Here is a 24,030-nt window from a genome sequence, read left to right as displayed (position 1 = left end):
ATCAAGTATAGGTCATCATAGGGATTAATTACAAACATTACATTCGCGGATCACGCGAAGAAGGAGCCGATCATGTCAACAGAAACTGCCACAGAGCAATATGTAGAACGTTTACTGGGAGACGATTCGGATTTGGCGCGCGTCCATGCAACGATCGGGGCGAATGACATGCCGCAAATTTCCATTGCCGCCGGTTACGGCAAGCTGCTGACCATGCTCGTTCAGCTGTCAGGTGCGAACAATGTGCTGGAGATCGGCGCATTGGGCGGCTACAGCGGCATCTGCTTAGCCAGAGGCTTGAAAGAAAGCGGCCGGCTAACCTCGCTTGAGCTGTTGCAGCAGTACGCGGATATCGCGAAGGGCAGTCTGGAAGCGGCGGGACTCGGCGATAAAGTGGAGTACCGGGTCGGCGATGCCAAAGCAAGCTTGGCTGTGCTGGCAGAGGAAGGACGTAAATTCGATTTCTTCTTCATCGACGCGGACAAGGAGAGCTATCCGGTTTATTTGGAGTGGGCGATCAAGCTGGGCAATCCAGGCGCGATCATTATTGGAGATAATGCGCTGCTTCACGGCAAGACGATCGATCCTGACAAAAACGGTCCATCCGTTATCGCCATGCGCAAGTTCAACGAAGCCATGGTGAGCGACGAACGGCTGATGGGCACGCTGCTGCCGGCTTATGATGGTCTGGCGATTGCAATGATTCGATAGCCTTCTTGCCTATGTAAGAACATAAGTGCTGGATAGCCCCTTCAATGGCGGCGGTCCGGCACTTTTTTGCGTTCCAGCAATTGCTGCTCACGGCTGAATTCCGGTAGTCCGCTTAGACACCAGCGTTTGCCTCACCCATACCGAATTCACGATAAACAAGACGGCAGAGATGAGGAAGACGCCGCCGATGCTCGTCCAGCCGGAAATGATGCCGCCGATGATGGGACCGACCATATTGCCTAGCGCCAGCATGCTGCTGTTCAAGCTGAAGGACCTGCCTTCCATGCCGTCCGGCGTGAAGCGCCTGACGAGCGAGTTGACGGACGGGATTAAACCGCCTATGAAGCAACCTTGCAGCAGCCTGAGCAGGAGCAGCTGCCAGACGGACGTCACGAATGCCTGCGGAATGAACATGAAGGCTACGCCGATCAGCGAGATGCTGAGCACCTTCTCTTGTCCGATCCGGTCGCTGAGCCGGCCGAGCAGCGGCGCGGCAATCATGTTTGTCAGGCCGGAGGCAGAGCTGACGAAGCCGGCCCAGAAGGCGAGATTGACCGCGGTGCCGTGCAGCTGCTGCACGTAGAGCGGCAGGAGCGGCATAGGACCAATCATCGCGAACTGGAGCAGGAAGGTTACAGCGAATAGGGACATGAGCTGCGGAACGCGGCTAAGCTGGCGGAAGCCGTCGATGATCGACATATTGCCCTGCGATGCGGCGGCGGCACGATCGAACCGTTCCCGTACGACGAAGAAGGCTAGCAAGGATGCAGCGAACAGCAGAGAGCCTGTTAAATAGAAAATTGGCCTATAGCCGAACGCATCTGCCAGCAAGCCGCCGAGGAACGGGCCGAGAATCGTGCCCGCGATCCCGCCCGACTGCAGCGTACCCATGGCAAAGCCCATCCGCTCCTTCGGCGTTGCCACGGAGACGAGGGATACGGCGGCGGGATTGAAGCCCGATATCGTCCCGTTCACCAATCGAAGCAGGAGCAGATGCCAGGGCGATGTGGCAAAACCCATCAGCACCATGACGATGGCCATGCCGAAGCCGGAGCGGAGCAGCATCATCTTGCGTCCATAACGGTCCGAGAGCTTTCCCCAAAGCGGTTGAAACAGAAACGAAGTCACGAAATTTCCGGCGAAAATAACCCCCGCCCACGTTGCGATCGCATGAGGATCCGTCAGTCCAATCCGCTCGCTTTGCAAATACAGCGACATGAAGGGGATAATCATGGTCATGCCCCCCATGACCAGAAACTGGCCAACCCAGAGCACGGCAAGATTTTTCTTCCATTGTTCCATTTGAATCTCCTGTTAATCGGCCTGGTTTGTACACGATAGAATAAGTATACCACTAGAGCTTCCCCTGTCCTACCCGGGAGGACGCGCGGATTTGAGCCGGACATTGTCATATGTTTGTCAATGATGAATTACGAGGGCGGTTGTTACACCTCTGCAAAAAGGGCATAATGATAACGTAGGGAAAACGATAGAAATGGGGAACTTCAATGAGCTACAACGACTTATTCATCCGGGCTTGCCGGGGAGAACACGTCGATCGCTTACCCGTTTGGTATATGCGACAAGCAGGACGGTACGATCCCGACTACCGTAAAATAAAAGAAAACTACTCGCTGCTCGAAATTTGCCGTCAGCCGGAGCTGGCTGCGGAAGTTACGATGATGCCGGTCAAGAAGCTCGGCGTCGATGCGGCGATTCTTTATTCCGATATTATGAATCCCGTGGCATCCATTGGGATTGATTTTGACATTGTGGCCAATGTCGGGCCTGTGATTCATAATCCGGTCCATACGGCAGCGGATGTTGCCAAGCTGAAGCCGATTGACGTCGAAGGTGATCTATCTCATGTGCTTGAAACGATCCGCATCCTGGACCGTGAGCTGGACGTACCGCTCATTACCTTTGCCGGCGCGCCTTTCACAATCGCAAGCTATTTGATTGAAGGCAGACCCTCGAAGTCGTATATTAAAACGAAAACGATGATGTACGCTGAGCCCAAGGTATGGTTCTCGCTGATGGACAAGCTGGGTGACATGGTCATCGCTTATTTGCGTGCGCATATGGCGGTGGGCGGCAAGGCGTTCCAGCTCTTCGACAGCTGGGTCGGCGCGCTCGCGCCGCATGACTTCCGCACGTATGTGCTGCCGACGATTGAGCGGATTTTCGACGAGCTGTCGGATTTGCCGCAGCCGAAAATCTACTTCCCGGGCGTGGCTTCGGGCGAGCTGCTGCCTGCACTTCGTAACGTGAAGGCGAACGTGATCGGTCTGGACTGGCGCGTATCGATTGCTGAGGGACGCAGCAGATTGGGCGGCGGCTTCGGCGTGCAGGGCAACCTCGATCCTTACGTGCTGACGGCACCGATTGAAGTCGTGAAGGCACATGCCAAAGCGATTATCGATGACGGCATCCAGGAGCCAGGCTTTGTTTTCAATCTGGGACACGGCTTATTCCCGGAAGCCTCGCTTGACAAGCTGCGCGAGCTGACGGCATTCGTACACGACTATTCCGCGGAAGCGATCGCAGCGGCGAAACCAAGCAAGCAGGAGGAAGTCGCGCATGGCTAATTCCAAAATCGGTGTACTCGTCATGTCTTACGGCACGCCGGAGAGCATGGACGGGATCGTAGAATATTACACGCATATCCGCAGGGGCCATGCGCCGACGCCGGAGCAGCTGGCCGAGCTGAGGGGCCGGTACGAAGCCGTTGCAGGGGGCGTGTTTCCGCTTCGCGAGAACACGAACCGTCAGGCCGAGGGTTTGCAGAAAGCGCTCGATGCCATGGCCCCGGGCCGATATGTCGTCTATCAAGGACTAAAGCATGCCCGGCCGTATATCGAAGACGGCGTGGAAGCGATGGCTGCGGACGGCGTTAAGCAGGCTGTCGGCATCGTGCTTGCACCGCACTACTCCACGATGAGCGTTGGGAGCTACATGCAGCGCGCGCGGGAGAAGGCGGAAGAGCTGAGCATCAAGTTCGCGTCCGTTGACAGCTACCATCTGCACCCTAAGCTGATTGAAGCGCTGGAGTCGCGGGTGAACTCGGCGTTCGCGGAACTGAGAGAAGCGGTAGGAGAGGACCAGCCGCTGAAAGCCTTATTCAGCGCGCACAGTCTGCCGGTTCGCATTCGCGAAGTGAACGATCCTTACGAGGAGCAGCTGCTCGCTACGTCAAGCCTGGTTGCGGAACGCGCCGGCGTGACGGACTGGGCATTTACGTGGCAGAGCGCAGGACGTACGCGCGAGCCGTGGCTCGGTCCCGACATCCTGGAAACAATGAAGGAAGTGGCGGAGGCCGGCTACAAGGGCGTGCTTTCGGCACCGATCGGATTTGTCTCGGAGCATCTCGAGGTGCTCTACGATATTGATATTGAAGCGCAGGCCGCCGCGAAGGAACTCGGCATGAAGCTGGTTCGCATCGACATGCTGGGCACGGATCCGCTCTACATGGAGACGTTGGCGGATTCCGTCGAGCAGGTCAGCCGCGCGGTATACATCTAAGATGGTTCACATGGGAAGAGGAGATGACCGATATGCGGAGTAGGGATCAGCTAGATCGTTTTGTCGTTATCGGCGGCGGGATCAGCGGACTAAGCTCCGCTTTTTATTTGTTGAAGGAGGCGGCGCAGCGCGGACGCGAAGCACACGTCACGATCGTTGATCCGTCCGAGCGAATCGGGGGCAAAATCAATACGTTAAGGAAAGCAGGCTTCGTCATTGAGCGGGGCCCGGATTCCTTCTTAGCCCGCAAGACGCCGATCATTGACCTAGCGTTCGATCTTGGCATCGAAAGCGAGCTGACCGGCACCAATCCAGCCGCCAAGAAAACCTACATTCTTCACCATGGCAAGCTGCATCCGATGCCGCCGGGTCTCGTGCTTGGCGTGCCGACGGAGATTGCGCCGTTTGCGCTGACGAATCTGTTATCCTGGGGCGGCAAGCTGCGGGCTATGATGGACTTCGTCCTGCCTGCCAGCAAGGCGCAAGGGGATGAATCCATCGGGGATTTCTTGGCGCGCCGCGTCGGAGCGGAAGTGATGGAGCGCGTGGCGGAGCCGCTTCTGGCGGGCATCTATGCCGGGGAGCTGCGGAAGCTTAGCCTTCAGGCAACCTTCCCGCAGTTCCGGGAAGCGGAGCGCAGGCACGGCAGCCTTATTCGGGGCATGCGCGCGAATAAACGCAAGAGCGCGTCTGCTCCGCCCGCGCCGAGCAGACTGCCCGCTAACCTGCGAAGCAGCATGTTCTTGACGTTTAAGGGCGGGCTCGCGACCATGCTGGATGCGCTGAACGAGGCGCTATCGGGTGTGGAGCGCAGAATGGGACGCAAAGCGGTTGCGTTCCGGCAGAACGATCCGCAAGAGGACGGGCCGGATTCGGCGCCTTATGAGGTGCTGCTAAGCGACGGAGAAATTCTGGAGGCGGACGGGATCGTTATTACGGCACCGGCCTTCGAAGCCGCGGACCTGCTGGAGCCGCATATTTCCGTGGCTGCGCTGCGGGCGGTCTCGTACGTATCGGTTGCGAATGTCGTGATGGCGTTCGACAAAGCGGAGCTTGGGATTCAGTTCGACGGGTCCGGATTCGTAGTTCCCCGTTCCGAAGGCACGACCATTACGGCGTGTACGTGGACCTCGGCCAAATGGCTGCATTCCAGCCCGGGCGATAAGGTGCTGTTACGCTGCTACGTGGGGCGTGCCGGCGACGAGGCAGTCGTTGACCTCCCTGACGACGAGCTGCATGAAGCGGTTCGGCGGGATATCCGCCAAGTGATGGGCATTACGGCGGAGCCGCTCTTTACCGAGATTACGAGGCTGCACCATTCCATGCCGCAGTATCCCGTCGGCCACGTGCAGGAGACGGCGAATATGCGAGCCAAGCTGCGCACGGCTATGCCGGGCGTTTGGGTAACGGGGGCGGCGTTTGACGGCGTCGGGCTTCCCGATTGCATCCGTCAAGGCAAAGAAGCGGCAGCGATTGTATACCGCGCGATTGAATAATCGTATTAGCAATACAGCAAAAGAGCGACCAATCAGGCCCTGTGCCTGCATTGGTCGCTCTTTTTTGTCGCTATCGTTAATCCAGCGGCGGCCCCATTGCGCCTTCACGCTCGGCTTGCTTGCGATGCGCGAGACGGCTGCTTGCCGAAGCAGCGATCGCGCCGACGATATCGTCGAGGAACGTATGACAGGCTGCATCTTCCTTATCGTTCAACTTCTTTAAGATGCCCGGCTTTAATTTATCGACATACCCGAAATTCGTAAATCCGATGCTGCCATAGACGTTTACGATGGACAACGCTAAGATCTCATCGCAGCCATATAGCCCTTCGTCGTTCTCGATCACTTCCTGCAGCGGCGACAGCAGCTTGCCTTCTTCTGCCAGCATATCCAGCTGAATGCCGGTCAGAACCGCATTCTGCACCTCGCGCTTGCTGAGCACGGCTTCGACGTACTGCTCGCATTCCTCCATCGTCAAGTCCGGAAAGTATTCTTTCTGCAGAAATATAACGAGTTCGGCGATTTGAGACGTGGTCACGCCGCGTTTCGCCAGCCATTCCTTGGTGGCCTCTGCGATTTTGGTGCTGTTCAAATGATAGGATTTGGACTTGGTCATGGTGGCACCTCTTGTCTTAATTTAGTGGACAAAACCTGGTCTAATTGAAAGGGACAGCTCGTATACATAGTACTACAAAAGCAGAACTTGTACCAAAACCGCGACAAGCCTGCATGTCTGCACGACAGCCGACTATTTATCCAATGGGGAGGAAGAAGGAAATGACTCATTATCGCCTGTTTCGCCGGGCAGCACTCGCCGGAGCGTTAGCGCTGCCTATTCTGACGACCGGCTGCGGATTGTTTTCGCAGCCTGCAAGCCAATCCATAGACCCGCCGCAAAACAGCACCGAGAACGTTAGCACGAACGTGGATCCGGGACAAGCAACCGCGCAAGGCGATCAATCCCAGATGACCCTGTATCTCCGGGACCGCAACGGACTGCTGGCGCCGGTAACGGTCATGGCCGCGCTCGGTCAGGACGAGAAGCCTGGACAGAAGGCACTCGAAATGATGGTCGACGGCGGCGCTTACGCAAGCGAAATCCCGGATGGCTTCCAAGCCGTGCTGCCGAAAGGGACAACCGTGAAGCAGCTGACGATCAGCCCGGACACGAAGACGGCCGTCGTTGATTTCTCCAAGCAGTTCGCGGATTACAATGCGGCGGACGAGCGCAAAATCGTTGAAGCCGTCACGTGGACGCTGACCGGACTGCCGGACGTGCGGAACGTGAAGATCTGGATGGAAGGCCAGGCGCTGGCGGAGATGCCGGTCGACGGCATGCCGATCGACAATAACCTCACCCGTGCCGTTGGTATCAATCTAGAAGCGGTCGACGGCGTGGAGTACAGCCAATCCACACCGGTTACGATTTATTTCTCGGCGCTCACGCCGGATAATGTCCCTTATTATGTGCCGGTGACAAGGTTGGTTAACCGTTCCAATAACAGGGCGAAGACCGCCATCGAGCAGTTGATCAGCGGCCCGATTAACGATCTTCCGCTCAAGGCGGTCATGACGCCGGATGTGGTCGTGAAGGACGTCACGAAGAAGAATGATGTCGTTACGGTTAATCTGCAGGATGACAGCTACCAAGCCGGCCAGCAGGAGCCTGCGGAGATGCTGGATGCGATCGTGCTCGCGCTGACCGAGAATACAGGGCTTAGCAAGGTGCAGATCAAGCTGAACGGCAAAACCGATTTCGTGGATACGAACAATCAATCGTACAGCAAGCCGGTCAGCCGGCCAGAGCATGTCAACGCGTTCAAATCCTAAACGATAACCGGGAAACCGCTTCTATAAGCGCAGGCCATGCGCGAGCAGGAGCGGTTTTTTGCTGCAAGCATTCGCTGGAGATGTTTTTCGGTCTTCATTTTGGTAAAATAGGCTAGATTGACGACAGGAGGCTTATCAAAATGAGAATTGACGGACGGCAGGCGGACGAGCTTCGCCCGGTCACGATTACGCTGCAACCTAACAAATATGCTGAGGGCTCTGTGCTCATTGAATTCGGCGATACGAAAGTGCTTTGCACCGCTTCCATTGAAGAGCGGGTGCCGCCTTTTATGAAAGGACAAGGCAAGGGCTGGATCAACGCGGAGTACGCGATGCTTCCCCGAGCTACTCAAGTCCGCAACATGCGTGAATCCGCGAAAGGCAAGCTGACGGGCCGCACGATGGAAATCCAGCGCTTGATCGGCCGCGCGCTGCGCTCAGTCGTGGATTTGCAAGCGCTCGGCGAACGGACCCTCACACTGGACTGCGATGTACTGCAGGCGGACGGCGGCACACGGACGACGTCGATTACAGGCGCGTTCGTGGCGCTCGCGCTCGCGGTTGACAAGTTGAACCGCAATCAGGCATTCGCCAAATATCCCATCACGGATTTCCTGGCTTCGGTAAGCGTTGGCGTTATTCAGGAGCGGACGCTGCTCGACCTGAACTATGAAGAGGACTCTAAGGCGAAGGTCGACATGAACGTGGTCATGACAGGCGCTCGCAAATTCGTTGAAGTGCAAGGAACCGGGGAAGAAGCGCCGTTCTCGCGTGAAGAGTTTAACGAGCTGCTTGCCATTGCGGAAGAAGGTATCGCAAGCTTAATCGCGAAGCAGCGGGATGCGCTTGGCGACAAAGGTAGCAGAATCGGAACGGCGCAGGCATGAAGCGGGGCGATACCATCGTCGTAGCGACGAAGAATGCCGGCAAAGTGCGCGAGTTTGCGCATGCTTTCGGCAAACTCGGCATGGAGGTTGTCAGCATGTTCGACTATCCGGACCTGCCGGATGTTGTGGAGGACGGGACCACGTTCGCGGAGAATGCTCGCAAGAAGGCAAGAACCGTAGCCGAAGCGCTCGGCTTGCCGGTACTGGCGGATGATTCCGGTTTGGAAACCGCAGCGCTCGGCGGCGAACCGGGCGTGTATTCCGCCCGCTATTCGGGTGAAGGCGCGACGGATGCGCGAAATAATGAGAAGTTGTTGACCGAGCTCGCCAGCGTCACGAATAACGGGTCGGAAGCCGAAGCTCTCGCGGACGGCACTAAGCTGCTCAGCGAGGCGCAGTTCGTATGCGCGCTTGCCTTGTACGACCCGTCAGATGCCTCCTTCATGGAAAGCACGGGCTATGTCCGCGGATTTATTATGGACAAGCCTCGAGGCAGCAGCGGCTTTGGCTATGATCCGCTTTTTTGGCTGAATTCGCATCATAAGGGAATGGCCGAGCTGTCGATTGAAGAGAAGCAGGCGATCAGCCACCGCGGACAAGCGTTAGCGGAGCTGCTCAGTCAGCTGGCATCCCGTTCGTAAGGAAGCCCGCAATCGTCGTAATCGATAGAACGAAGATTAGGTAACAAACGTGAACGAGAAAACCCCTGCTATCAAGCAGCTGCCGGCGAGCAACATCGCCGCTTAGCTGCATTGAGAATCAGGGGTTTTATTTGTTCCAGCCTGCAGGCGGAGGAAGTGACGGCTAACGGATTACAATTTTATAGTCACGCAGCCACATATCCATTTGAAGCAGGTAGGCAAATAGCTGCGGACCGGACATGAGCTGGCCGAACCATGGCAGATTGGAGCTGGCAGCTTCGGATTCCGCCAGCTGCCGGATTTTTTTGACGTTGATCAGCGGGAGCAGCGGCGAACTGCCTTCTTCGATGACCTCCAGCAGCTGTTTGCGCACGGCGTTCAAGTAATTCGGGTTATGTGTCTTCGGGTATGGGCTCTTCTTGCGGTAGAGCACATCGTGGGGCAGCACGCCCTCCAGCGCTTTGCGGAGAATGCCCTTCTCCCTGTCGCCTGCCGTCTTGATTGCCCAAGGAATATTGTAGACATACTCGATCAGCCGGTGATCGCAGAACGGAACCCGTACTTCAAGGCCGACCGCCATGCTCATACGGTCCTTGCGGTCCAGCAGCGTCGGCATGAAGCGGGTAATGTTCAAGTAAGACATCTGTCTCATCTTGCGCGTCGCCTCGTCTTCGCCGGCCAGATGGGGAACCTCGGCAACGGCGTCGAGATAGCGGTCGCCGATATATTCCATCGGTCTGATCCATGCCGCAACATCCTGCGACAGCAAATCCGCGCGCATGCCCGCAGCCAGCGACCAAGGGAATGTGCCGGCATTCAGCGCATCCTCCCGGTGAAACCAAGGATAGCCGCCGAAGATTTCGTCCGCCGCCTCTCCGGAAATCGCAACCGTAGCTTCCTTCTTAATTTCCCTGCAGAACAGCAGCAGCGAAGAATCCACGTCCGCCATGCCCGGCAGGTCTCTTGCCGTCATGGCTTCATGCAGAGAGGCAACAAGCTCCGGTGTATCGAACACCATGGCATGATGAACCGTGCCAAGATGGGTTGTCATCCGCTCGATCCAAGGGGCGTCCGCATTCGGCTGAAACGCATGACTTTTGAAATGCTTGTCGTTATCGACGTAATCAACGGAGAAGGTATGAATCATACCTTGCCCGGTTTCGTTATAGTAATTGACGGCAAGCGCTGTAAGTGCGCTGGAATCCAGGCCCCCGGAGAGCAGCGTGCACAGCGGCACATCGGAAACTAGCTGCCGCTCCACGGTATCCTTGAGCAGATCGCCGACCGTACGTGCGGTCTGCACGACATCCTCGGTGTGCGGGCGGCTCTCCAGCTTCCAATAATGCGAGACGTTCAAGCCGGAACGGTTGACAATCGCACACTGTCCCGGCAGCAGTTCGGTAATATCCCGGTAGACGCCGACGCCCGGCGTTCTGGCCGGACCGAGAATGAAGATTTCGGCAAGCCCTTCCGGGCCGACCTCCGGTTTGACCGCGGGATGGGCAAGGAGCGCCTTCGGCTCAGAGCCGAAGATGAAACGACCCAGCTGTTTGGAGAAGAAGAACGGCTTGACGCCGACGCGGTCTCTGGCAATGAACAGCTGCTCTTCGCGGGAATCCCACAGCGCGAAAGCGAAGATGCCGTTGAATTTCTCCACGCAGGACGGTCCCCATTCCATATAGGCAACCAACAAAACCTCGGTGTCGCAGGTCGTGGTGAACGTTCTCCCCCGGCTCTCCAGTTCTTTTTTCAGCTCTAACGCATTATACAGCTCCCCGTTATACACCAGGACATACATATCATCTTCGGCTGTACGAACCATCGGTTGTGCTCCGTTTGCGGGATCTATGACGGAGAGTCTCCGGTGGCCGAGTGCACAATGCGGCGAGATCCAGGTACCGGACGCGTCCGGGCCGCGGTTCGCGAGCGTGCCGGTCATTTTCTCCAGGATGATGGATTGTTGCGTCAGGTCAGCGGTCCAATCGATCCAGCCCGTGAATCCACACATGGTTCTCATTCCTTTCTGCTTACCAAGGGTAAAAACAGCGATACTAGGATGGTTATGCGGAAAATTTGGATAAAATGTCTGTCCCAAGGGGGATGCTAGGGCGATGAAGGAGGGAGTTTTTGAATGATGGCAAATGAACATGAGGAGTCCTATTACGCACGCAAAACGTATTATGTATCCGTCCAAGCCGGCTCTATATTGGAGGACCCTACGGTCACAGCCTATGAGCTTGTCATCACGGCGAACGAAGAAGAGCTGAGCAGGCTGCAGGAGCTGATGGAGGAGCTGTCCTCCATGGACGAAGCCCAAACGATACACTTTGCCAAGACGCCTTACAGTCCGGCTTCCGATCATGAGATCAATGCGGGCGTCGACGGCCTGCTGGTCGATATTTACCGGCTGCTTTACGAGCTTGGAACAGACGAAACGAAGCACCATGTTGCTACGATGGGGCTGTTTCCCGAGGGGAGCTTGAGATGATCGTGATTCAAGCGCATGTGAGGCGTGCGACGGATCGCGACGGCATTCACTGTGCGGAGGTCGAAGTGCAGACGAACGATACGCAGACACCGGAGCTGCTCGCTTATTTCGGCCAATCCCTAGACAACGATTACGATATGATCGCTGTCGTCAATAACGATGCCAGCAGTGAAATCGATTGGTATGACAACAATATGCACCAGGCATTTACGGATATCAGTGACGATCTGTTCGATACGCCAACGATGAAGACGGACTGGGGCGAGCGCGAATCGTTTAAGGAGCAGGTGCTTTCTTACCCGGGTATTCGGGCCGATATCAGAAGATTAATGGATTGGTCGTAATTTTCTGACGATTATGATCGCATCTGCGGCTTACCGTGGTACAATGTGAGCATACCTGACAAGGTGGTTGGTGATGACTTGCTGAGGAAGCGAGGGCGGCTATGGGAACGACACTATTGCGCAATGCGACTATTGTCACGATGAATGAACGGGATGATATTCTGACCGGCGACGTGCTGCTTCGAGATGATATCATCGCAGCTGTCGGCGGCCAAGCAGCGGATTACGATCTGTCGACGACCCGCATCATCGAAGCGCGGGGCAAGCTGCTGCTTCCGGGGTTTGTTCAAACGCATATCCATCTTTGTCAGACGTTGTTTCGGGGCCAAGCGGACGATATGGCGTTGATGGACTGGCTGCGGACACGCGTCTGGCCGCTTGAAGCGGCGCATGACGAGGAGTCCGTCTACTATTCGGCCTTGCTCGGAATCGGTGAGCTGCTGCGCAGCGGAACAACGACGATACTGGATATGGAGACAGTGAACCATACCGATTTTGCTTTCCAGGCGATGGCCGCAGGCGGAATCAGGGCGGTCTCCGGCAAGGTCATGATGGACGCAGGCGGCGATGTGCCGGCCGGCCTTCATGAGGATACGGACCGCTCTATTGCCGAGAGCACGGCGCTGCTGGAGAAATGGCACGGTTATGACAGCGGACGAATTCAGTATGCGTTTTGTCCGCGCTTTGTCGTGTCCTGCACGGAACGTCTGTTGACCGAAGTGCGGGATCTTGCGGCTAAAAATCAGGTGCTCGTTCATACGCATGCCGCGGAGAATCGAGAAGAGATCGAGCTCGTCATGTCCCAGCGGGGCATGCGCAATGTTGTTTATTTGGACCATATCGGCTTGACGTCGCCAAGGCTCGTCTTGGCCCACTGTATTTGGCTGGATGAACAAGAGCAAGAGATTCTAAGACGTACCGGTACCAAAATGACCCATTGTCCAAGCTCCAACCTGAAGCTGGCTTCCGGCATCGCTTTAGTTCCCGAGCTGCTGGAGCAGGGCATCGGCATGGGGATCGGGGCTGACGGCGCGCCGTGCAACAATACACTGGATATGTTCCAGGAGATGCGATTGACCGCGCTGCTTCACAAGGCTCGCTGCGGGCCGGAGTCCATGAATGCTCGGACCGTGCTGCGCATGGCGACGATCGGGGGGGCGCGGACGCTGGGACTAGACCATCTGGTCGGCAGCATTGAACCAGGGAAGAAGGCGGATCTGCAGCTGCTCGACCTGAATGATTTTCATACGTTTCCGTCTTACGACGCGGATCCTTACTCCAGAGTCGTTTATGCGGCTTCCAGAGGAAATGTCTCGCATGTGTGGGTGGACGGGAAGCCCGTCGTCGAGAAGGGTAAAGTCAAGACCGTCGACAAAACGGAGGTGCTTCGCGAAGCGGACCGCTCCATCGCGCGTCTGCTGAAGAGGCTATAGATTACAGGAAAGGCCGGGCTATTGCTGTCATGAGACATGACGCATGCCCGGCCTTTTGCCTATTCCTATTCGTTATCCATTCACGATTTCGCCGCCGTTCACGTGCAGCACTTGCCCGCTCATATACGAGGAATCTTCACAGGCCAGATAAACGTATGCCGGTGCGAGCTCTTCCGGCTGTCCTGCCCGTTTCATCGGCGTGTCAGAACCGAATGCAGCGACAGTCTGCTCATCGAAGGTCGAAGGGATAAGCGGCGTCCAGATCGGACCGGGCGCAACTGCATTGACTCGAATGCCTTGTCCGACTAGGTTCATAGAGAGGGAGCGGGTGAATGCGACTTGGGCTCCCTTCGTTGACGAATAGTCCAGCAGCATTGGACTTCCATGGTAGGCCGTGATGGAAGTCGTGTTGATGATGACGGCGCCTTGCTTCAAATGCGGCATGGCCGCCTGCGTAAGATAGAACATCCCGAACACATTGGTCTTGAACGTTCGCTCCAGCTGTTGTGGTGTAATCTGTTCAATCTTATCCTTGGGATGCTGCTCTGCCGCGTTGTTCACGAGGATATCGACGCCGCCGAGCTGGGCGACAGTGTCCTGCACGGCTTTACCGCAGAAAACGGGATCGCCGATATCGCCGGCCATTGTAAGGCATTTGCGCCCCAAGCCTTCGATAAGCGTTTTGATTTCGATGGCATCCTCATGTTCGTTCAAGTAGAGGACGGTTACGTCGGCGCCTTCCTTGGCGTAGATGAGAGAGACCGCGCGGCCGATGCCGCTGTCGCCGCCGCTGACGATCGCGACCTTACCGGCCAGCTTACCGGCCGGCTTGTAGGCAGCGGATTGGAACTGCGGCCGCGGGTTCATCACGTTTTCTATACCGGGTTGACGATTCTGATGCTGCGGCGGAAATGATGCCGGCCGCGATTGCTCTTGTGGCGTCATGGGCAAACCACTCCTTTCCAAGGATTAGCTTGCCTAGTTAGGCATCGGTTTACGCACGGGGAACGGAAATTTTCGAACAGCCAATTGAAGAAGGCAGCAACCGTTTGGAGCGGTGCTGCCTTCGATCGGAAATCAGTTATGCTTGGCGCTGCCGTTTGATACGGCGAGCAGCTTGTCGGTAAACTGATGCAGTTGGTGCAGCAGGACGCCGTTCTGCTGATCCAGCAGCTTGACTGCACCGTCGCCGAGCAAACCTGTGCGGTCAAGCATTGCCGTTTGTTTCAAATACAGCGCGCCGCCGTCCGGAAATACGCCGAACGAACCCAGCGGGAGCTGCAGATTAAAGGCTGCAAGCAGCGGATGGAGCTGGGCAGCTTGTGCTTCGTTCGTTTGTCCGGCGAGCACGGCGAACGCTTGGTACAAATAAACGCCCGCCTGATTGAGCTCCTCTAGACCTGGCAGGAAGCTCATTTCCAAATCGATGACCGAGCTGCGCTCGCCGATCTCGCTGAACCGGATAATAAGCGAAGTGTACGGCTCTTCCTCCGTCGGAGCGAGCAGCTTGGCTGGAATGGAGATCGATTCGTAATAGCGAAGCGCCCTTCTCAAAAAATCATTGCAAATGGAATCTTCTTGGATCAGCATGCCGTATCCATCTCCCTTGCTAGGTGTGGAGCTTCTTCGCGATCATTTCCTTCGTCGGTTTCTGCTTTGGACTGTCCACGCGCAGGCCGATGCTCTCAATGATAGACCGGCTTTCGGGATCGTCCCCGCGCACGCCAGTCTCGAACAGCATGCCGGCGAGATCCGTTACGATCTGCGTATAACACTGCGCCGTGCTGTTGAAGCCCTTTTCTTCAAGCAGCGACTGCCTGACGGTATCTTTGCCTTTGCCTTCGTTCTCGGGCTTGGCCATCGCCTCGTCAACCTTCAGCGCTTTGTCGACGAACGTTTCTTTGCGTTTGTATTTCTTATAAAATTTCACGATAGCCGCGACGCCGCCGACGATGGCGGCGAGCGCAAGCAAAATCGGGCCTGCTGGCGATGCAGCCGCGATGAGCATCGCGGCGCCGCCCATGACCATGAGCGCGCCTTTGGCAGCCGTATATTTGTTCTTGTCCTTGTTCATTTCCTGCGTGCTACCGCCTAGGTGGGCGGCTTGCTCTTGTTCGGCGGCATGCTCGCCGGTGCTGCTCTTCATGCGATCTTCGATGTCATGCAAATTGGCTGCGTTCTTCTTATTCTCGTAATAACCTGCCACGCCGCTAACCATGTAGGCGGCGCCTCCGACGATGCCTGCCGCGCCTGCTGCGACGGTCGCGCTGGCGTTCAGTCCCATGCCGGCCACGGTCCGCACGCTGTTCACCGTACCCGCGCCGAAACGAGTCAGGTCGGCTGCCCCGCCTGCACCTTCGCCGACGACGAGCTGGGCTTTGTCCGTCGTGCCGAGTGATTCATCGTAGTTCTGCGTGGCATTGTAGATTTGCGAGACGGAGGCGGCTCCGCTCAGAACGCCTGACGCCGGGGCGAAGCCTTCAGCGATCGGGAGTGCCTTGTGGGCGCCGAAAGCGTTGCTGATGGTTGCCGAGCCGCCGACGCCGCCGGACGTCGCGGAGGTACCGATTGCCGTGTAGCTGGCGTAATCGCGGTCTTGGTCGGCATTGTAATTGGTGGTATCTTTCTTCTTTGCTTCACGGGAGACGACGGAGAAACGGTCCCAATCCATGGACTTGCTGATGATGCCGCTGAACATCGTCTTTTTGACATTATCGACGTTCACGGAGTTTTTCGGACCGACCATGACTTGAATAGCGCCCATTTTCTGCTCTGGAGTCAGGCTGTCGAAGTAATTGAAGAGGGATGCTTTCTTGTCTTTGCCGGCCAGCTCTTTCAGCCAGCTGTAAATTTCGCCATAGCTTCCTTTACCTCTAAGATTCCCAGGAATAGCAGGCGCAGTTCTTGCTGAGGCAGGTCCGGCGGCAGCTGCGGCGGCGGGCGGTGCAGCGGGTGCCGAAACAGCCACCGGCGCTGCTGGTGCCGCCGGCGCGAGCGGCGCGGCTTCATGTTCGGCAGGCGCAGCGGCTGCGGGTGCCGGAGCGGCGGCCGGCGCTGCTGGGGGAGGACCACCCGAGACGGTTCCGCCGCGGGCACGGCCGCTGAATCCGTTCATTTGCATCACGGCTTGGTTGCCGGCCGCCCGCTGGAGCTGCAGCGCGCTTGAAGAAGCAATTGAGCGCTTGGCATGGAGCTGCATCGGCATAGATGCACGGCTGATGTCATGAGGGTTGATTTTGTCGGCTGTGGATGATGCAGGCTTGCGTGATGGACGCTGGGACTCAGCAAAGGTACTCATAATCGACATCCTCCGACAATATATTCGCAATATTGGTATGATAGTCCCATATTACCATATATTTCGAGCTAGGACGTACGACATTTTGCAGAATTTAGCCGAGAGCGACACGCTCGCAGAGCGGTTTACGCGTTATGAAAAAAGACGGGAATCGAATTCGCGCTTCTTGGGCGAATTCGATTCTGGTCTATTATTTTCAGCTCGCAGATTCGCCGTTTAAGTAGATCGTTGTCGAATCCGGATTATCGTGTCCCATGATTTGGGCCAATCGGTCCTGCGGCATTTGTTTGGCCGTCACATAGCCGAACCTGTGGCGCAGATCGTGAGCGCTTAGTCCCTCGATGCTAGCCGCGCTCATGTATTTTTGAATTAAGTGGCGCAATGCGCGCTCCGTTAAGCGTTCCCCGGTTTTCTCGGAAGGAAACAGATAATGGCTGCCTGGAGGGAGAATAGCCATATAGGTTTCCAACGAAGTTCTGCACAAGGCATTTAATGGCACTTCCCGCTGTTTATTTCGTTTACCGGACCGAACAGTGAGCTGTCCGCATCGATTGTCGAAACTGATGTCGTCGGGAATAAGGTCGCATACTTCCATGGTCCGCAAACCGGTGTGGAACATCACGATGAGAATCGTCAGATCCCTCAGGGATCCGCCATGTTCGGCTGCGGCGATCAGCGCGGATTCTTCCGTATCCGTCATCTGACGGGGACTTGACTTTACTTCCGGAACCAATTTGACGGGTTTGGAAGGATCGGATGGAATGAGGGACGAAGACTCCGCCCAGTCAAAAAAACGTTTCAGCGCAATCAGTCGCCGATTAATGGTCGCCGGCTTTAATGCCATGTTATTTTGCGCGGCATCCCGATATAGGGACAACTTTTGCGTGGTGACGGCCTCGATCTCGAAGGCAGCCGCTTCTTCTTGCTGCTCCCACCAACGTATAAATTGTCTAAGATCGCTTGCGTATTCTTTTAACGTTTTGGGATTCAGACCTTCATGGTCGAGAGCTTGAATGAATGCCTGTATGTACTGCGCGCCCTGAGCCGATATGCTGAGCGTCTCCTTCACTTGAGAACAGCCTCCTGTCTTGACTTACATTAGCGGACATGATATTCTTATTGTAGACGATACATTAGCGGACATCAAGAGCGATTTGATAACGCCTGTTAACGCCTAATGACAGCGATAAGAACGGCATTGCACGTGCACGACAATAGATTTTTTGGAGGAATTATATGCAAACAGGCATCGTGAAGTGGTTTAACGCTGAGAAGGGCTTCGGCTTTATTCAAATCGACAACGGAGATGACGTATTCGTTCATTTCAGCGCGATCGAAGGCGAAGGATACAAGTCGCTGGATGAAGGTCAACGCGTTCAGTTCAATATAGCCCAAGGCAATCGCGGACCGCAGGCCGAGAACGTTTCGAAACTTTATTAATCTTTTTAAGCTGCTCCTGAATATGACAGGAGCAGCTTTTTTTGAAAATAGGACAGCATCATGAAAAGGGGAAAAGCATGCACTCACTGCAAGAATACACCCGCTGGAAGAAAGACATGGATCGTCAAGGGAAATCGGACGTGAGGAAAAGTGTCTGGCAGCTGGTCAACAGTATTATCCCTTTTATCTTGTTGTGGGGCGCCGCTTATCTAAGTTTGACGATCTCGTTCTGGATGACGCTGGCTTTTGCCGTTCCGGCTGCAGGTTTCATGATTCGGATCTTCATCATTTTTCATGATTGCTGTCACCAGTCTTTTTTTGCCGGCAAGAAGACGAATGCGATCATCGGAGCGATCACGGGCATTTTAACGTTCTTCCCATATGCCAAATGGAAACACGATCATTCCATTCACCATGCGACCAGCGGGAATTTAGGACGAAGAGGCATTGGCGACATATGGACGCTGACTACGAGGGAATATGGAGGACTGTCGCCGTGGAGACGATTAGGGTATCGCTTATACCGCAATCCGTTCGTCATGCTCGGTCTCGGACCTGTATATATCTTCTTGATCGATAACCGGTTAAATCGGAAGAATGCCAGAAGCAAAGAGCGGGTAAATACGCTCATAACGAACGCGTCCTTAGCGGTATTAATGGGCGTGCTCTGCTTGACGCTGGGGTGGAAAGAGGCTGTGCTCGTTGAAGGACCGATTCTCTACCTATCCGGCGTTGCGGGCATATGGCTGTTCTATGTACAGCATCAATTCGAGAATACCTATTACGAGCAAGCGAAGGAGTGGGATTTCGTCAGCGCGGCGATGCATGGAAGCTCCTACTACAAGCTGCCAAGATTCCTGCAATGGATGACCGGCAATATCGGCTTTCACCATATCCATCATCTGGACCCTCTGGTGACGAACTATAATTTACAGCTGTTTCATGAAAGCAATGCGGCGTTTCGAAACGTGCCGGCCGTTGGATTTCGATTGAGTCTGCAGGCGCTCCGATACCGGCTGTGGGATGAAGGAAACAGAAGGTATGTCGGATTCAGGGACGCAGAAGGGTAACGGGGAGAGCATGCTGATTTATTTCTAAACATACAAAAAGAGCCTCAAATCCCAATGACACCAAGAGATTTGAGGCTCTTCCTATGTATAAGTCTGTTCCATTTTGGACGATATGGCGTCCCAGGAGGGATTCGAACCCCCGACAACACGCTTAGAAGGCGTGTGCTCTATCCAACTGAGCTACTGGGACACGTAGGAAATAATATATCATGAGGTTTAAGATAATGCAACCTTAATTTTCATTGTATTTGTTACCTCTGTCTGACTGCCAGTCTATGAAACGAAATGCAGGTTTCAAAACACCCTATTTCGGCCAAAATGGAAAAGGACGGCATGGAGTGTTATAATCGAACTCTACCTGCACATAAGCCTGCAAGCAGGTTGACAGATAAGGCGGTGATTCTATTACAATGACCCATTCCTCACAAGATGAACATAGAGAAAATGTGTATTTGTTTCCAAGCATGCTCGATCAATATCAGAATCAGTTAACGCGGATGCTGGAGTCCGAGCAGTACGGCGAGGCAAAGGAGCTTCTTCGGTTTCTGCTTCTTTGTCAAGGCGAAGAGAAGCGGCATTACGAAGAGTGGGGCAATTTACTGACATGGCTCGACGTTGCATTTCCTACATATGACAATGAAATGAACGGTGTACCTGCTTCAACCCACATAGAAGAGCAAGTGCTGGGCGAGGACGATTTCCGACAGGAAGCAATCAATCCTCCTGAATATGATGATGCCTACGTGCAGCAGGTTTTATATATCATGCAGCATCATCCTGTTGCCGACCAGCAAATATTGGCACTAGAGCGCGCGGCTTACTTAAAGCACCCGGATGTCGATGAAACCATCTTGCGATGGCTTTCGGGAAGCGATCTGCATCCCGCACTTCAGTTCAAGGCACTGCAATGCTTGAAGAAAAGAGGCGTAACGGGACAGATCAGACTGGAGCGGATGGGCGAATATGTGGATTTGGATATCGAATCGACACCGCTTTCCATGGATGAATTCCCGGTAGTCGTTGCCAGAGTGGTGGAGCGGGTGGAGGCCGTCACGGAGGTGATCGAGGCATCGCTTCCGCATTTTGCACGCGAATTGTGGAAAGAGTGCCTGCAGTGCATCTATGGTACGACTGCTTATACCCGCCTGCAAAGCGACGATGAGGAGACCGTTGACTGCTATTCCGCAGCTCTGCACCAGGTACTTGAATTGTCCTTATACGGCCGCGTCAACGACGATGATTTGCGCGATACATATGGCATAACGGACGCGCTGCGCTTTCGTTATGAACAAGCTTGCCGCTCCCTTCGCCAGATTGCACAGTTTAGTTTCGAGGACGACGGGAACAAGCCTTGATATTCATTTGATTGTAGAGTATAATAGAATGGTTTATTACGGGTAAGATCTGACGCAGAAGCGTTATTTAATTTGGAGGGGAAAGCATAACATGACAGCAACTTGGGAAAAAATAGACAAGAATCTTGTCTCCATCACCGTTGAGGTTGAGGCTGGACAAGTTAATGAAGCGATCGACAAAGCATTTAAGAAGGTCGTTCAGAAAGTAAACGTGCCTGGTTTCCGTAAAGGCAAAGTACCGCGGGGTATTTTTGAATCGCGCTTTGGCGTTGAAAGCCTGTACCAAGACGCAATCGACATCCTGCTTCCTGATTCCTACGCAGAAGCGCTGAAGGAAACCGGCGTATTCGCTGTAGATCGTCCTGAAATCGACGTTGAGCAATTCGCAAAAGGCCAAACGTTCAAGTACACGGCGAAAGTCATCGTTAAGCCTGAAGTTGAGCTTGGCGAGTACAAAGGCCTTGAAGTTCCTGCAGTTGAATCCGCAGTAACGGATGAAGAAGTAGATGCAGAGCTTAACCGTCTTCAACAACGTCACGCTGAACTCACTGTGATCGAAGAAGGCGCAGCTGAGAACGGCGACGTTACCGTTATTGACTTTGATGGTTCCGTTGACGGCGTGCCATTCGAAGGCGGCAAAGGCGAGCGCCACTCCTTGGAGCTCGGCTCCGGTTCGTTTATCCCAGGCTTCGAAGAGCAAGTAGTCGGCATGCAAATCGGCGATTTCAAGGACGTTGAAGTAACGTTCCCTGAGAGCTACCACGCGGAGAACCTGGCCGGCAAAGCTGCTGTATTCAAAGTGAAGCTGCACGAAATCAAACGTAAAAACCTGCCGGCGCTTGACGACGAGTTCGCAAAAGACGTCAGCGAGTTTGATACGCTTGAGGAATACAAGCAAGATCTGAAGGCTAAACTGACGGAGCGCAAAACAAAAGAAGGCGAATCCGCTCGTGAAGCGGCTATCGTAGATAAAGCGTCTGAAGTTGCGGTCGTTGACATTCCGGAAGCGATGATTGAATCCGAAACAACCTTCATGCTGCGCGATTTCGAGAACCGTCTGCGTGCGCAAGGCATGAACCTTGAGCTGTACTTCCAATTCTCCGGTCAAGACGAAGCAGCGCTTCGCGGTCAAATGCGCGGCGACGCTGAGAAGCGCGTTCGCAACAACCTGGTTCTGGAGCAAATCGCGAAGAACGAAGGCATTGTTGTCGGCGATGAGGATCTGAATGAAGAGCTTGAGAACCTGTCCAAACAATACAACCGTCCTGCTGAAGAGCTTCGTACGATTTTCGAAAGCAACGGTAATCTTGACAATATCAAGGAAGATCTTGTTCTTCGCAAGACGATTAAATTCTTGCTCGAGAACAGCAAGCCTGCACCTGTAGTTGCATAAAATCATTTACCCGATAAGGCACGTACCCACGTGCCTTATTTTATCCTCATCGGTTGTTGAACCGGTGCGGCGACAGTCACGTACATATGTATTTGCCCGTATCGTATAATGTAGTATTCAGAAAAATGACATTGCATTCGGAACATGTTAGAATAAGTATTGATTTACAAGTCGATAACGAAAGAAGGTTGGTCGCATGAATCTGGTACCAATGGTCGTTGAGCAAACGAATCGGGGAGAGCGTTCTTACGATATTTACTCCCGTTTATTGAAGGATCGGATTATCTTTCTAGGAAGTGCGATCGACGACGATGTTGCCAATGCCGTCATTGCGCAGCTGCTGTTTCTGGCGGCGGATGATCCGGAGAAGGACATTCATCTGTACATTAACTCACCGGGCGGTTCTGTAACTGCAGGAATGGGTATTTTCGATACGATGCAGTTCATTAAGCCGGATGTATCGACGATCTGTGTCGGTCTGGCTGCCAGCATGGGTTCGCTGCTTCTAACGGCGGGCGCCAAGGGCAAACGCTTCGCGCTGCCGAACAGCGAGGTTATGATCCATCAGCCGCTTGGAGGTGTGCGCGGTCAGGCTTCCGATATTGCCATTCATGCGGACTGGATTTTGAAGACGAAGAAGAAGCTGAACCAAATTTTGTCTGACCGTACGGGCCAGCCTTATGAGCGAATCGACCGCGATACGGACCGCGACAACTTTATGAGCGCCGAAGAAGCACTAAGCTACGGCTTGATCGATAAAGTTGTAACATCCCTGTAGGTCCTATATAGTCAGCCGAACCAACAAGAAGGGGTGAAAACTCATGTTTAAATTCAACGACGAAAAAGGCCAGCTGAAATGTTCATTCTGCGGCAAGTCGCAAGATCAGGTACGCAAGCTTGTTGCCGGACCGGGCGTTTATATATGTGATGAATGTATCGAGCTTTGCACGGAAATCGTTGAGGAAGAGCTCGGCCATGAAGAAGAGCTGGATCTGAAAGACATTCCGAAACCGCGCGATATCCGTAACATCCTTGATCAATACGTAATCGGCCAAGAGCAAGCGAAGAAATCGTTGTCCGTAGCGGTATATAACCACTACAAACGCGTCAATTCGCAGAACAAGCTTGAAGATGTCGAGCTCCAGAAGAGTAATATTCTGCTCGTAGGTCCTACGGGTTCGGGTAAAACCCTGCTGGCGCAAACGATGGCCAAAATCCTGAACGTGCCATTCGCGATTGCGGATGCTACATCGCTGACGGAAGCCGGTTATGTGGGTGAAGATGTTGAGAATATTTTGCTGAAGCTTATCCAAGCGGCAGATTACGATGTAGAGAAAGCCGAGCGCGGCATTATCTACATTGATGAGATCGATAAAGTAGCGCGCAAATCCGAGAATCCGTCCATTACTCGCGACGTATCCGGCGAAGGCGTGCAGCAGGCATTGCTCAAAATTCTTGAAGGTACGGTTGCATCCGTTCCTCCGCAAGGCGGCCGCAAGCATCCGCACCAAGAATTCATCCAAATCGATACGACGAATATCTTGTTCATCTGCGGAGGCGCATTCGATGGCCTGGAGCAGCTGATCAAGCGCCGGATCGGCAAGAAAGTCATCGGCTTTAATACGGCCGGCGACAGCCAGAAAGACCTTAAAGCAGGCGAATACCTGTCGATGGTGCTTCCGGAAGATCTGCTGAAATTCGGGCTTATCCCTGAGTTCGTAGGCCGTTTGCCGGTCATCTCGACGCTTGAGCCGCTTGATGAGAGCGCGCTTGTCCGTATCCTCTCCGAGCCGAAGAATGCGCTCGTGAAGCAGTACCAGAAGCTGCTTGAGATGGACAATGTGAAGCTTGAATTCGAAGCTGGAGCGCTTGATGCGATTGCCAAAGAAGCGATCAAGCGGAACACGGGCGCACGTGGTCTGCGTGCAATAATCGAGGGTCTGATGCTCGACGTGATGTACGAGGTTCCTTCCCGCGACGACGTCAGCAACTGCCTCATTACGGAGAAGGTCGTTCAAGACCGGATCATGCCTGAGCTTGTTTCCAAGAAAGGCAAGAAGAAGGAAGAAAGCGCCTGATCCACTAAATAAGACCTCAAATGCTTCCACCTCTGTCTGCCGCG

General features: G+C 54.5%; 23 protein-coding genes and 1 tRNA gene. 16 read left to right on the top strand and 8 right to left on the bottom strand.

Annotated elements, in window-relative coordinates; all coding sequences use genetic code 11:
• Positions 1 to 72: 72 nt before the first annotated feature.
• Positions 73 to 711, top strand: a complete 639-nt coding sequence (locus KXU80_RS09915) for an O-methyltransferase (RefSeq protein WP_219838018.1) — start codon at positions 73 to 75, stop codon at positions 709 to 711.
• Positions 712 to 798: 87 nt separating this feature from the next.
• Here the strand turns inward: KXU80_RS09915 and KXU80_RS09910 are convergent, their stop codons facing one another.
• Positions 799 to 2,013, bottom strand: a complete 1,215-nt coding sequence (locus KXU80_RS09910; RefSeq protein WP_219838017.1) for an MFS transporter — start codon at positions 2,011 to 2,013, stop codon at positions 799 to 801.
• Positions 2,014 to 2,219: 206 nt separating this feature from the next.
• On the opposite strand from KXU80_RS09910, the gene hemE reads away from it, so the two are divergent.
• From hemE to hemG, 3 genes are read left to right on the top strand one after another with little or no spacing between them, the layout of a single operon-like run.
• A complete protein-coding gene (gene hemE, locus KXU80_RS09905; RefSeq protein ID WP_219838016.1) occupies positions 2,220 to 3,299 on the top strand; it encodes a uroporphyrinogen decarboxylase in 1,080 nt (359 codons plus the stop codon).
• Positions 3,292 to 4,233, top strand: a complete 942-nt coding sequence (gene hemH / locus KXU80_RS09900) for a ferrochelatase (protein WP_219838015.1) — start codon at positions 3,292 to 3,294, stop codon at positions 4,231 to 4,233. Before hemE ends, hemH begins: the two co-directional genes overlap by 8 nt.
• A gap of 32 nt (positions 4,234 to 4,265) precedes the next feature.
• Entirely contained in the window at positions 4,266 to 5,729 is a 1,464-nt protein-coding gene (gene hemG, locus KXU80_RS09895) for a protoporphyrinogen oxidase (RefSeq protein WP_219838014.1), read from the top strand.
• 76 nt (positions 5,730 to 5,805) lie between these two features.
• Here the strand turns inward: hemG and KXU80_RS09890 are convergent, their stop codons facing one another.
• Positions 5,806 to 6,345 carry a phosphatidylglycerophosphatase A family protein gene (locus KXU80_RS09890; protein ID WP_219838013.1) on the bottom strand — a complete coding sequence of 180 codons (540 nt, stop codon included), beginning with the start codon at positions 6,343 to 6,345 and terminating at the stop codon, positions 5,806 to 5,808.
• 161 nt (positions 6,346 to 6,506) lie between these two features.
• Between KXU80_RS09890 and KXU80_RS09885 the strand changes: the two genes are divergently transcribed.
• The 3 genes from KXU80_RS09885 (at position 6,507) to rdgB (ending at position 9,087) form a co-directional block, all read left to right on the top strand.
• Positions 6,507 to 7,559, top strand: coding sequence for a GerMN domain-containing protein (locus KXU80_RS09885; protein WP_219838012.1), 1,053 nt, complete (start codon positions 6,507 to 6,509; stop codon positions 7,557 to 7,559).
• A 140-nt stretch (positions 7,560 to 7,699) separates the two neighbouring features.
• Positions 7,700 to 8,446, top strand: a complete 747-nt coding sequence (rph, locus tag KXU80_RS09880; RefSeq protein WP_219838011.1) for a ribonuclease PH — start codon at positions 7,700 to 7,702, stop codon at positions 8,444 to 8,446.
• Entirely contained in the window at positions 8,443 to 9,087 is a 645-nt protein-coding gene (gene rdgB, locus KXU80_RS09875; protein WP_219838010.1) for an RdgB/HAM1 family non-canonical purine NTP pyrophosphatase, read from the top strand. Before rph ends, rdgB begins: the two co-directional genes overlap by 4 nt.
• Positions 9,088 to 9,250: 163 nt before the next feature.
• Here rdgB and asnB read toward each other — a convergent pair whose 3' ends face one another.
• Complete coding sequence (gene asnB, locus KXU80_RS09870; protein ID WP_219838969.1) at positions 9,251 to 11,095, bottom strand: asparagine synthase (glutamine-hydrolyzing); 1,845 nt, start codon at positions 11,093 to 11,095, stop codon at positions 9,251 to 9,253.
• A gap of 123 nt (positions 11,096 to 11,218) precedes the next feature.
• Between asnB and KXU80_RS09865 the strand changes: the two genes are divergently transcribed.
• The 3 genes from KXU80_RS09865 to KXU80_RS09855 all read left to right on the top strand — a co-directional run bounded on the left by KXU80_RS09865 (position 11,219) and on the right by KXU80_RS09855 (position 13,352).
• Positions 11,219 to 11,575, top strand: coding sequence for a hypothetical protein (locus KXU80_RS09865; protein WP_258171340.1), 357 nt, complete (start codon positions 11,219 to 11,221; stop codon positions 11,573 to 11,575).
• A complete protein-coding gene (locus tag KXU80_RS09860; RefSeq protein WP_219838009.1) occupies positions 11,572 to 11,919 on the top strand; it encodes a hypothetical protein in 348 nt (115 codons plus the stop codon). The genes KXU80_RS09865 and KXU80_RS09860 overlap by 4 nt, the downstream gene beginning before the upstream one ends.
• A gap of 101 nt (positions 11,920 to 12,020) precedes the next feature.
• A complete protein-coding gene (locus tag KXU80_RS09855) occupies positions 12,021 to 13,352 on the top strand; it encodes a 5'-deoxyadenosine deaminase (protein ID WP_219838008.1) in 1,332 nt (443 codons plus the stop codon).
• 72 nt (positions 13,353 to 13,424) lie between these two features.
• Here KXU80_RS09855 and KXU80_RS09850 read toward each other — a convergent pair whose 3' ends face one another.
• From KXU80_RS09850 to KXU80_RS09835, 4 genes are all read right to left on the bottom strand, one after another.
• A complete protein-coding gene (locus KXU80_RS09850) occupies positions 13,425 to 14,297 on the bottom strand; it encodes an SDR family oxidoreductase (RefSeq protein WP_219838007.1) in 873 nt (290 codons plus the stop codon).
• A gap of 132 nt (positions 14,298 to 14,429) precedes the next feature.
• Positions 14,430 to 14,942, bottom strand: coding sequence for a hypothetical protein (locus KXU80_RS09845; protein ID WP_219838006.1), 513 nt, complete (start codon positions 14,940 to 14,942; stop codon positions 14,430 to 14,432).
• A 19-nt stretch (positions 14,943 to 14,961) separates the two neighbouring features.
• Positions 14,962 to 16,650, bottom strand: coding sequence for a hypothetical protein (locus KXU80_RS09840; protein ID WP_219838005.1), 1,689 nt, complete (start codon positions 16,648 to 16,650; stop codon positions 14,962 to 14,964).
• 196 nt (positions 16,651 to 16,846) lie between these two features.
• The gene (locus KXU80_RS09835) at positions 16,847 to 17,719 is read right to left on the bottom strand and encodes a tyrosine-type recombinase/integrase (RefSeq protein ID WP_219838004.1); all 873 of its coding nucleotides are present in this window, start codon (positions 17,717 to 17,719) and stop codon (positions 16,847 to 16,849) included.
• A gap of 167 nt (positions 17,720 to 17,886) precedes the next feature.
• On the opposite strand from KXU80_RS09835, the gene KXU80_RS09830 reads away from it, so the two are divergent.
• Both KXU80_RS09830 and KXU80_RS09825 read left to right on the top strand, forming a co-directional pair.
• On the top strand, positions 17,887 to 18,090 hold the full coding sequence (locus tag KXU80_RS09830; RefSeq protein WP_219838003.1) for a cold-shock protein: 204 nt from the start codon (positions 17,887 to 17,889) through the stop codon (positions 18,088 to 18,090).
• A 77-nt stretch (positions 18,091 to 18,167) separates the two neighbouring features.
• Positions 18,168 to 19,160 carry a Delta(5) desaturase DesA gene (locus KXU80_RS09825; protein WP_219838002.1) on the top strand — a complete coding sequence of 331 codons (993 nt, stop codon included), beginning with the start codon at positions 18,168 to 18,170 and terminating at the stop codon, positions 19,158 to 19,160.
• Positions 19,161 to 19,273: 113 nt separating this feature from the next.
• Here KXU80_RS09825 and KXU80_RS09820 read toward each other — a convergent pair.
• Positions 19,274 to 19,350 (bottom strand) — tRNA-Arg (locus KXU80_RS09820).
• Between the two features lie 256 nt (positions 19,351 to 19,606).
• Here KXU80_RS09820 and KXU80_RS09815 point away from each other — a divergent pair.
• The 4 genes from KXU80_RS09815 (at position 19,607) to clpX (ending at position 23,986) form a co-directional block, all read left to right on the top strand.
• Entirely contained in the window at positions 19,607 to 20,515 is a 909-nt protein-coding gene (locus KXU80_RS09815; RefSeq protein WP_258171436.1) for a hypothetical protein, read from the top strand.
• 91 nt (positions 20,516 to 20,606) lie between these two features.
• Entirely contained in the window at positions 20,607 to 21,908 is a 1,302-nt protein-coding gene (gene tig / locus KXU80_RS09810; RefSeq protein ID WP_219838001.1) for a trigger factor, read from the top strand.
• A 196-nt stretch (positions 21,909 to 22,104) separates the two neighbouring features.
• On the top strand, positions 22,105 to 22,686 hold the full coding sequence (gene clpP / locus KXU80_RS09805) for an ATP-dependent Clp endopeptidase proteolytic subunit ClpP (RefSeq protein WP_219837999.1): 582 nt from the start codon (positions 22,105 to 22,107) through the stop codon (positions 22,684 to 22,686).
• Between the two features lie 43 nt (positions 22,687 to 22,729).
• The gene (gene clpX / locus KXU80_RS09800; protein WP_219837998.1) at positions 22,730 to 23,986 is read left to right on the top strand and encodes an ATP-dependent protease ATP-binding subunit ClpX; all 1,257 of its coding nucleotides are present in this window, start codon (positions 22,730 to 22,732) and stop codon (positions 23,984 to 23,986) included.
• Positions 23,987 to 24,030: the final 44 nt, after the last annotated feature.

It is taken from the genome of Paenibacillus sp. R14(2021), from assembly GCF_019431355.1.
Taxonomy (GTDB): Bacteria; Bacillota; Bacilli; order Paenibacillales; family Paenibacillaceae; genus Paenibacillus_Z.
This window is presented reverse-complemented; position numbering and strand designations above follow the sequence as displayed.

Excerpts from the sequence above, each read along its gene's own strand:
- KXU80_RS09885 (WP_219838012.1), top strand. The coding sequence starts at position 6,507 with ATGACTCATTATCGCCTGTTTCGCCGGGCAGCACTCGCCGGAGCGTTA.
- rph (WP_219838011.1), top strand. The coding sequence starts at position 7,700 with ATGAGAATTGACGGACGGCAGGCGGACGAGCTTCGCCCGGTCACGATT.
- hemG (WP_219838014.1), top strand. The coding sequence starts at position 4,266 with ATGCGGAGTAGGGATCAGCTAGATCGTTTTGTCGTTATCGGCGGCGGG.
- KXU80_RS09890 (WP_219838013.1), bottom strand. The coding sequence starts at position 6,345 with ATGACCAAGTCCAAATCCTATCATTTGAACAGCACCAAAATCGCAGAG.
- KXU80_RS09825 (WP_219838002.1), top strand. The coding sequence starts at position 18,168 with ATGCACTCACTGCAAGAATACACCCGCTGGAAGAAAGACATGGATCGT.
- hemH (WP_219838015.1), top strand. The coding sequence starts at position 3,292 with ATGGCTAATTCCAAAATCGGTGTACTCGTCATGTCTTACGGCACGCCG.
- rdgB (WP_219838010.1), top strand. The coding sequence starts at position 8,443 with ATGAAGCGGGGCGATACCATCGTCGTAGCGACGAAGAATGCCGGCAAA.
- hemE (WP_219838016.1), top strand. The coding sequence starts at position 2,220 with ATGAGCTACAACGACTTATTCATCCGGGCTTGCCGGGGAGAACACGTC.
- KXU80_RS09845 (WP_219838006.1), bottom strand. The coding sequence starts at position 14,942 with ATGCTGATCCAAGAAGATTCCATTTGCAATGATTTTTTGAGAAGGGCG.
- KXU80_RS09840 (WP_219838005.1), bottom strand. The coding sequence starts at position 16,650 with ATGAGTACCTTTGCTGAGTCCCAGCGTCCATCACGCAAGCCTGCATCA.
- KXU80_RS09860 (WP_219838009.1), top strand. The coding sequence starts at position 11,572 with ATGATCGTGATTCAAGCGCATGTGAGGCGTGCGACGGATCGCGACGGC.
- KXU80_RS09910 (WP_219838017.1), bottom strand. The coding sequence starts at position 2,013 with ATGGAACAATGGAAGAAAAATCTTGCCGTGCTCTGGGTTGGCCAGTTT.
- KXU80_RS09915 (WP_219838018.1), top strand. The coding sequence starts at position 73 with ATGTCAACAGAAACTGCCACAGAGCAATATGTAGAACGTTTACTGGGA.
- clpP (WP_219837999.1), top strand. The coding sequence starts at position 22,105 with ATGAATCTGGTACCAATGGTCGTTGAGCAAACGAATCGGGGAGAGCGT.
- clpX (WP_219837998.1), top strand. The coding sequence starts at position 22,730 with ATGTTTAAATTCAACGACGAAAAAGGCCAGCTGAAATGTTCATTCTGC.
- asnB (WP_219838969.1), bottom strand. The coding sequence starts at position 11,095 with ATGTGTGGATTCACGGGCTGGATCGATTGGACCGCTGACCTGACGCAA.
- KXU80_RS09855 (WP_219838008.1), top strand. The coding sequence starts at position 12,021 with ATGGGAACGACACTATTGCGCAATGCGACTATTGTCACGATGAATGAA.
- KXU80_RS09830 (WP_219838003.1), top strand. The coding sequence starts at position 17,887 with ATGCAAACAGGCATCGTGAAGTGGTTTAACGCTGAGAAGGGCTTCGGC.
- KXU80_RS09850 (WP_219838007.1), bottom strand. The coding sequence starts at position 14,297 with ATGACGCCACAAGAGCAATCGCGGCCGGCATCATTTCCGCCGCAGCAT.
- KXU80_RS09865 (WP_258171340.1), top strand. The coding sequence starts at position 11,219 with ATGATGGCAAATGAACATGAGGAGTCCTATTACGCACGCAAAACGTAT.
- tig (WP_219838001.1), top strand. The coding sequence starts at position 20,607 with ATGACAGCAACTTGGGAAAAAATAGACAAGAATCTTGTCTCCATCACC.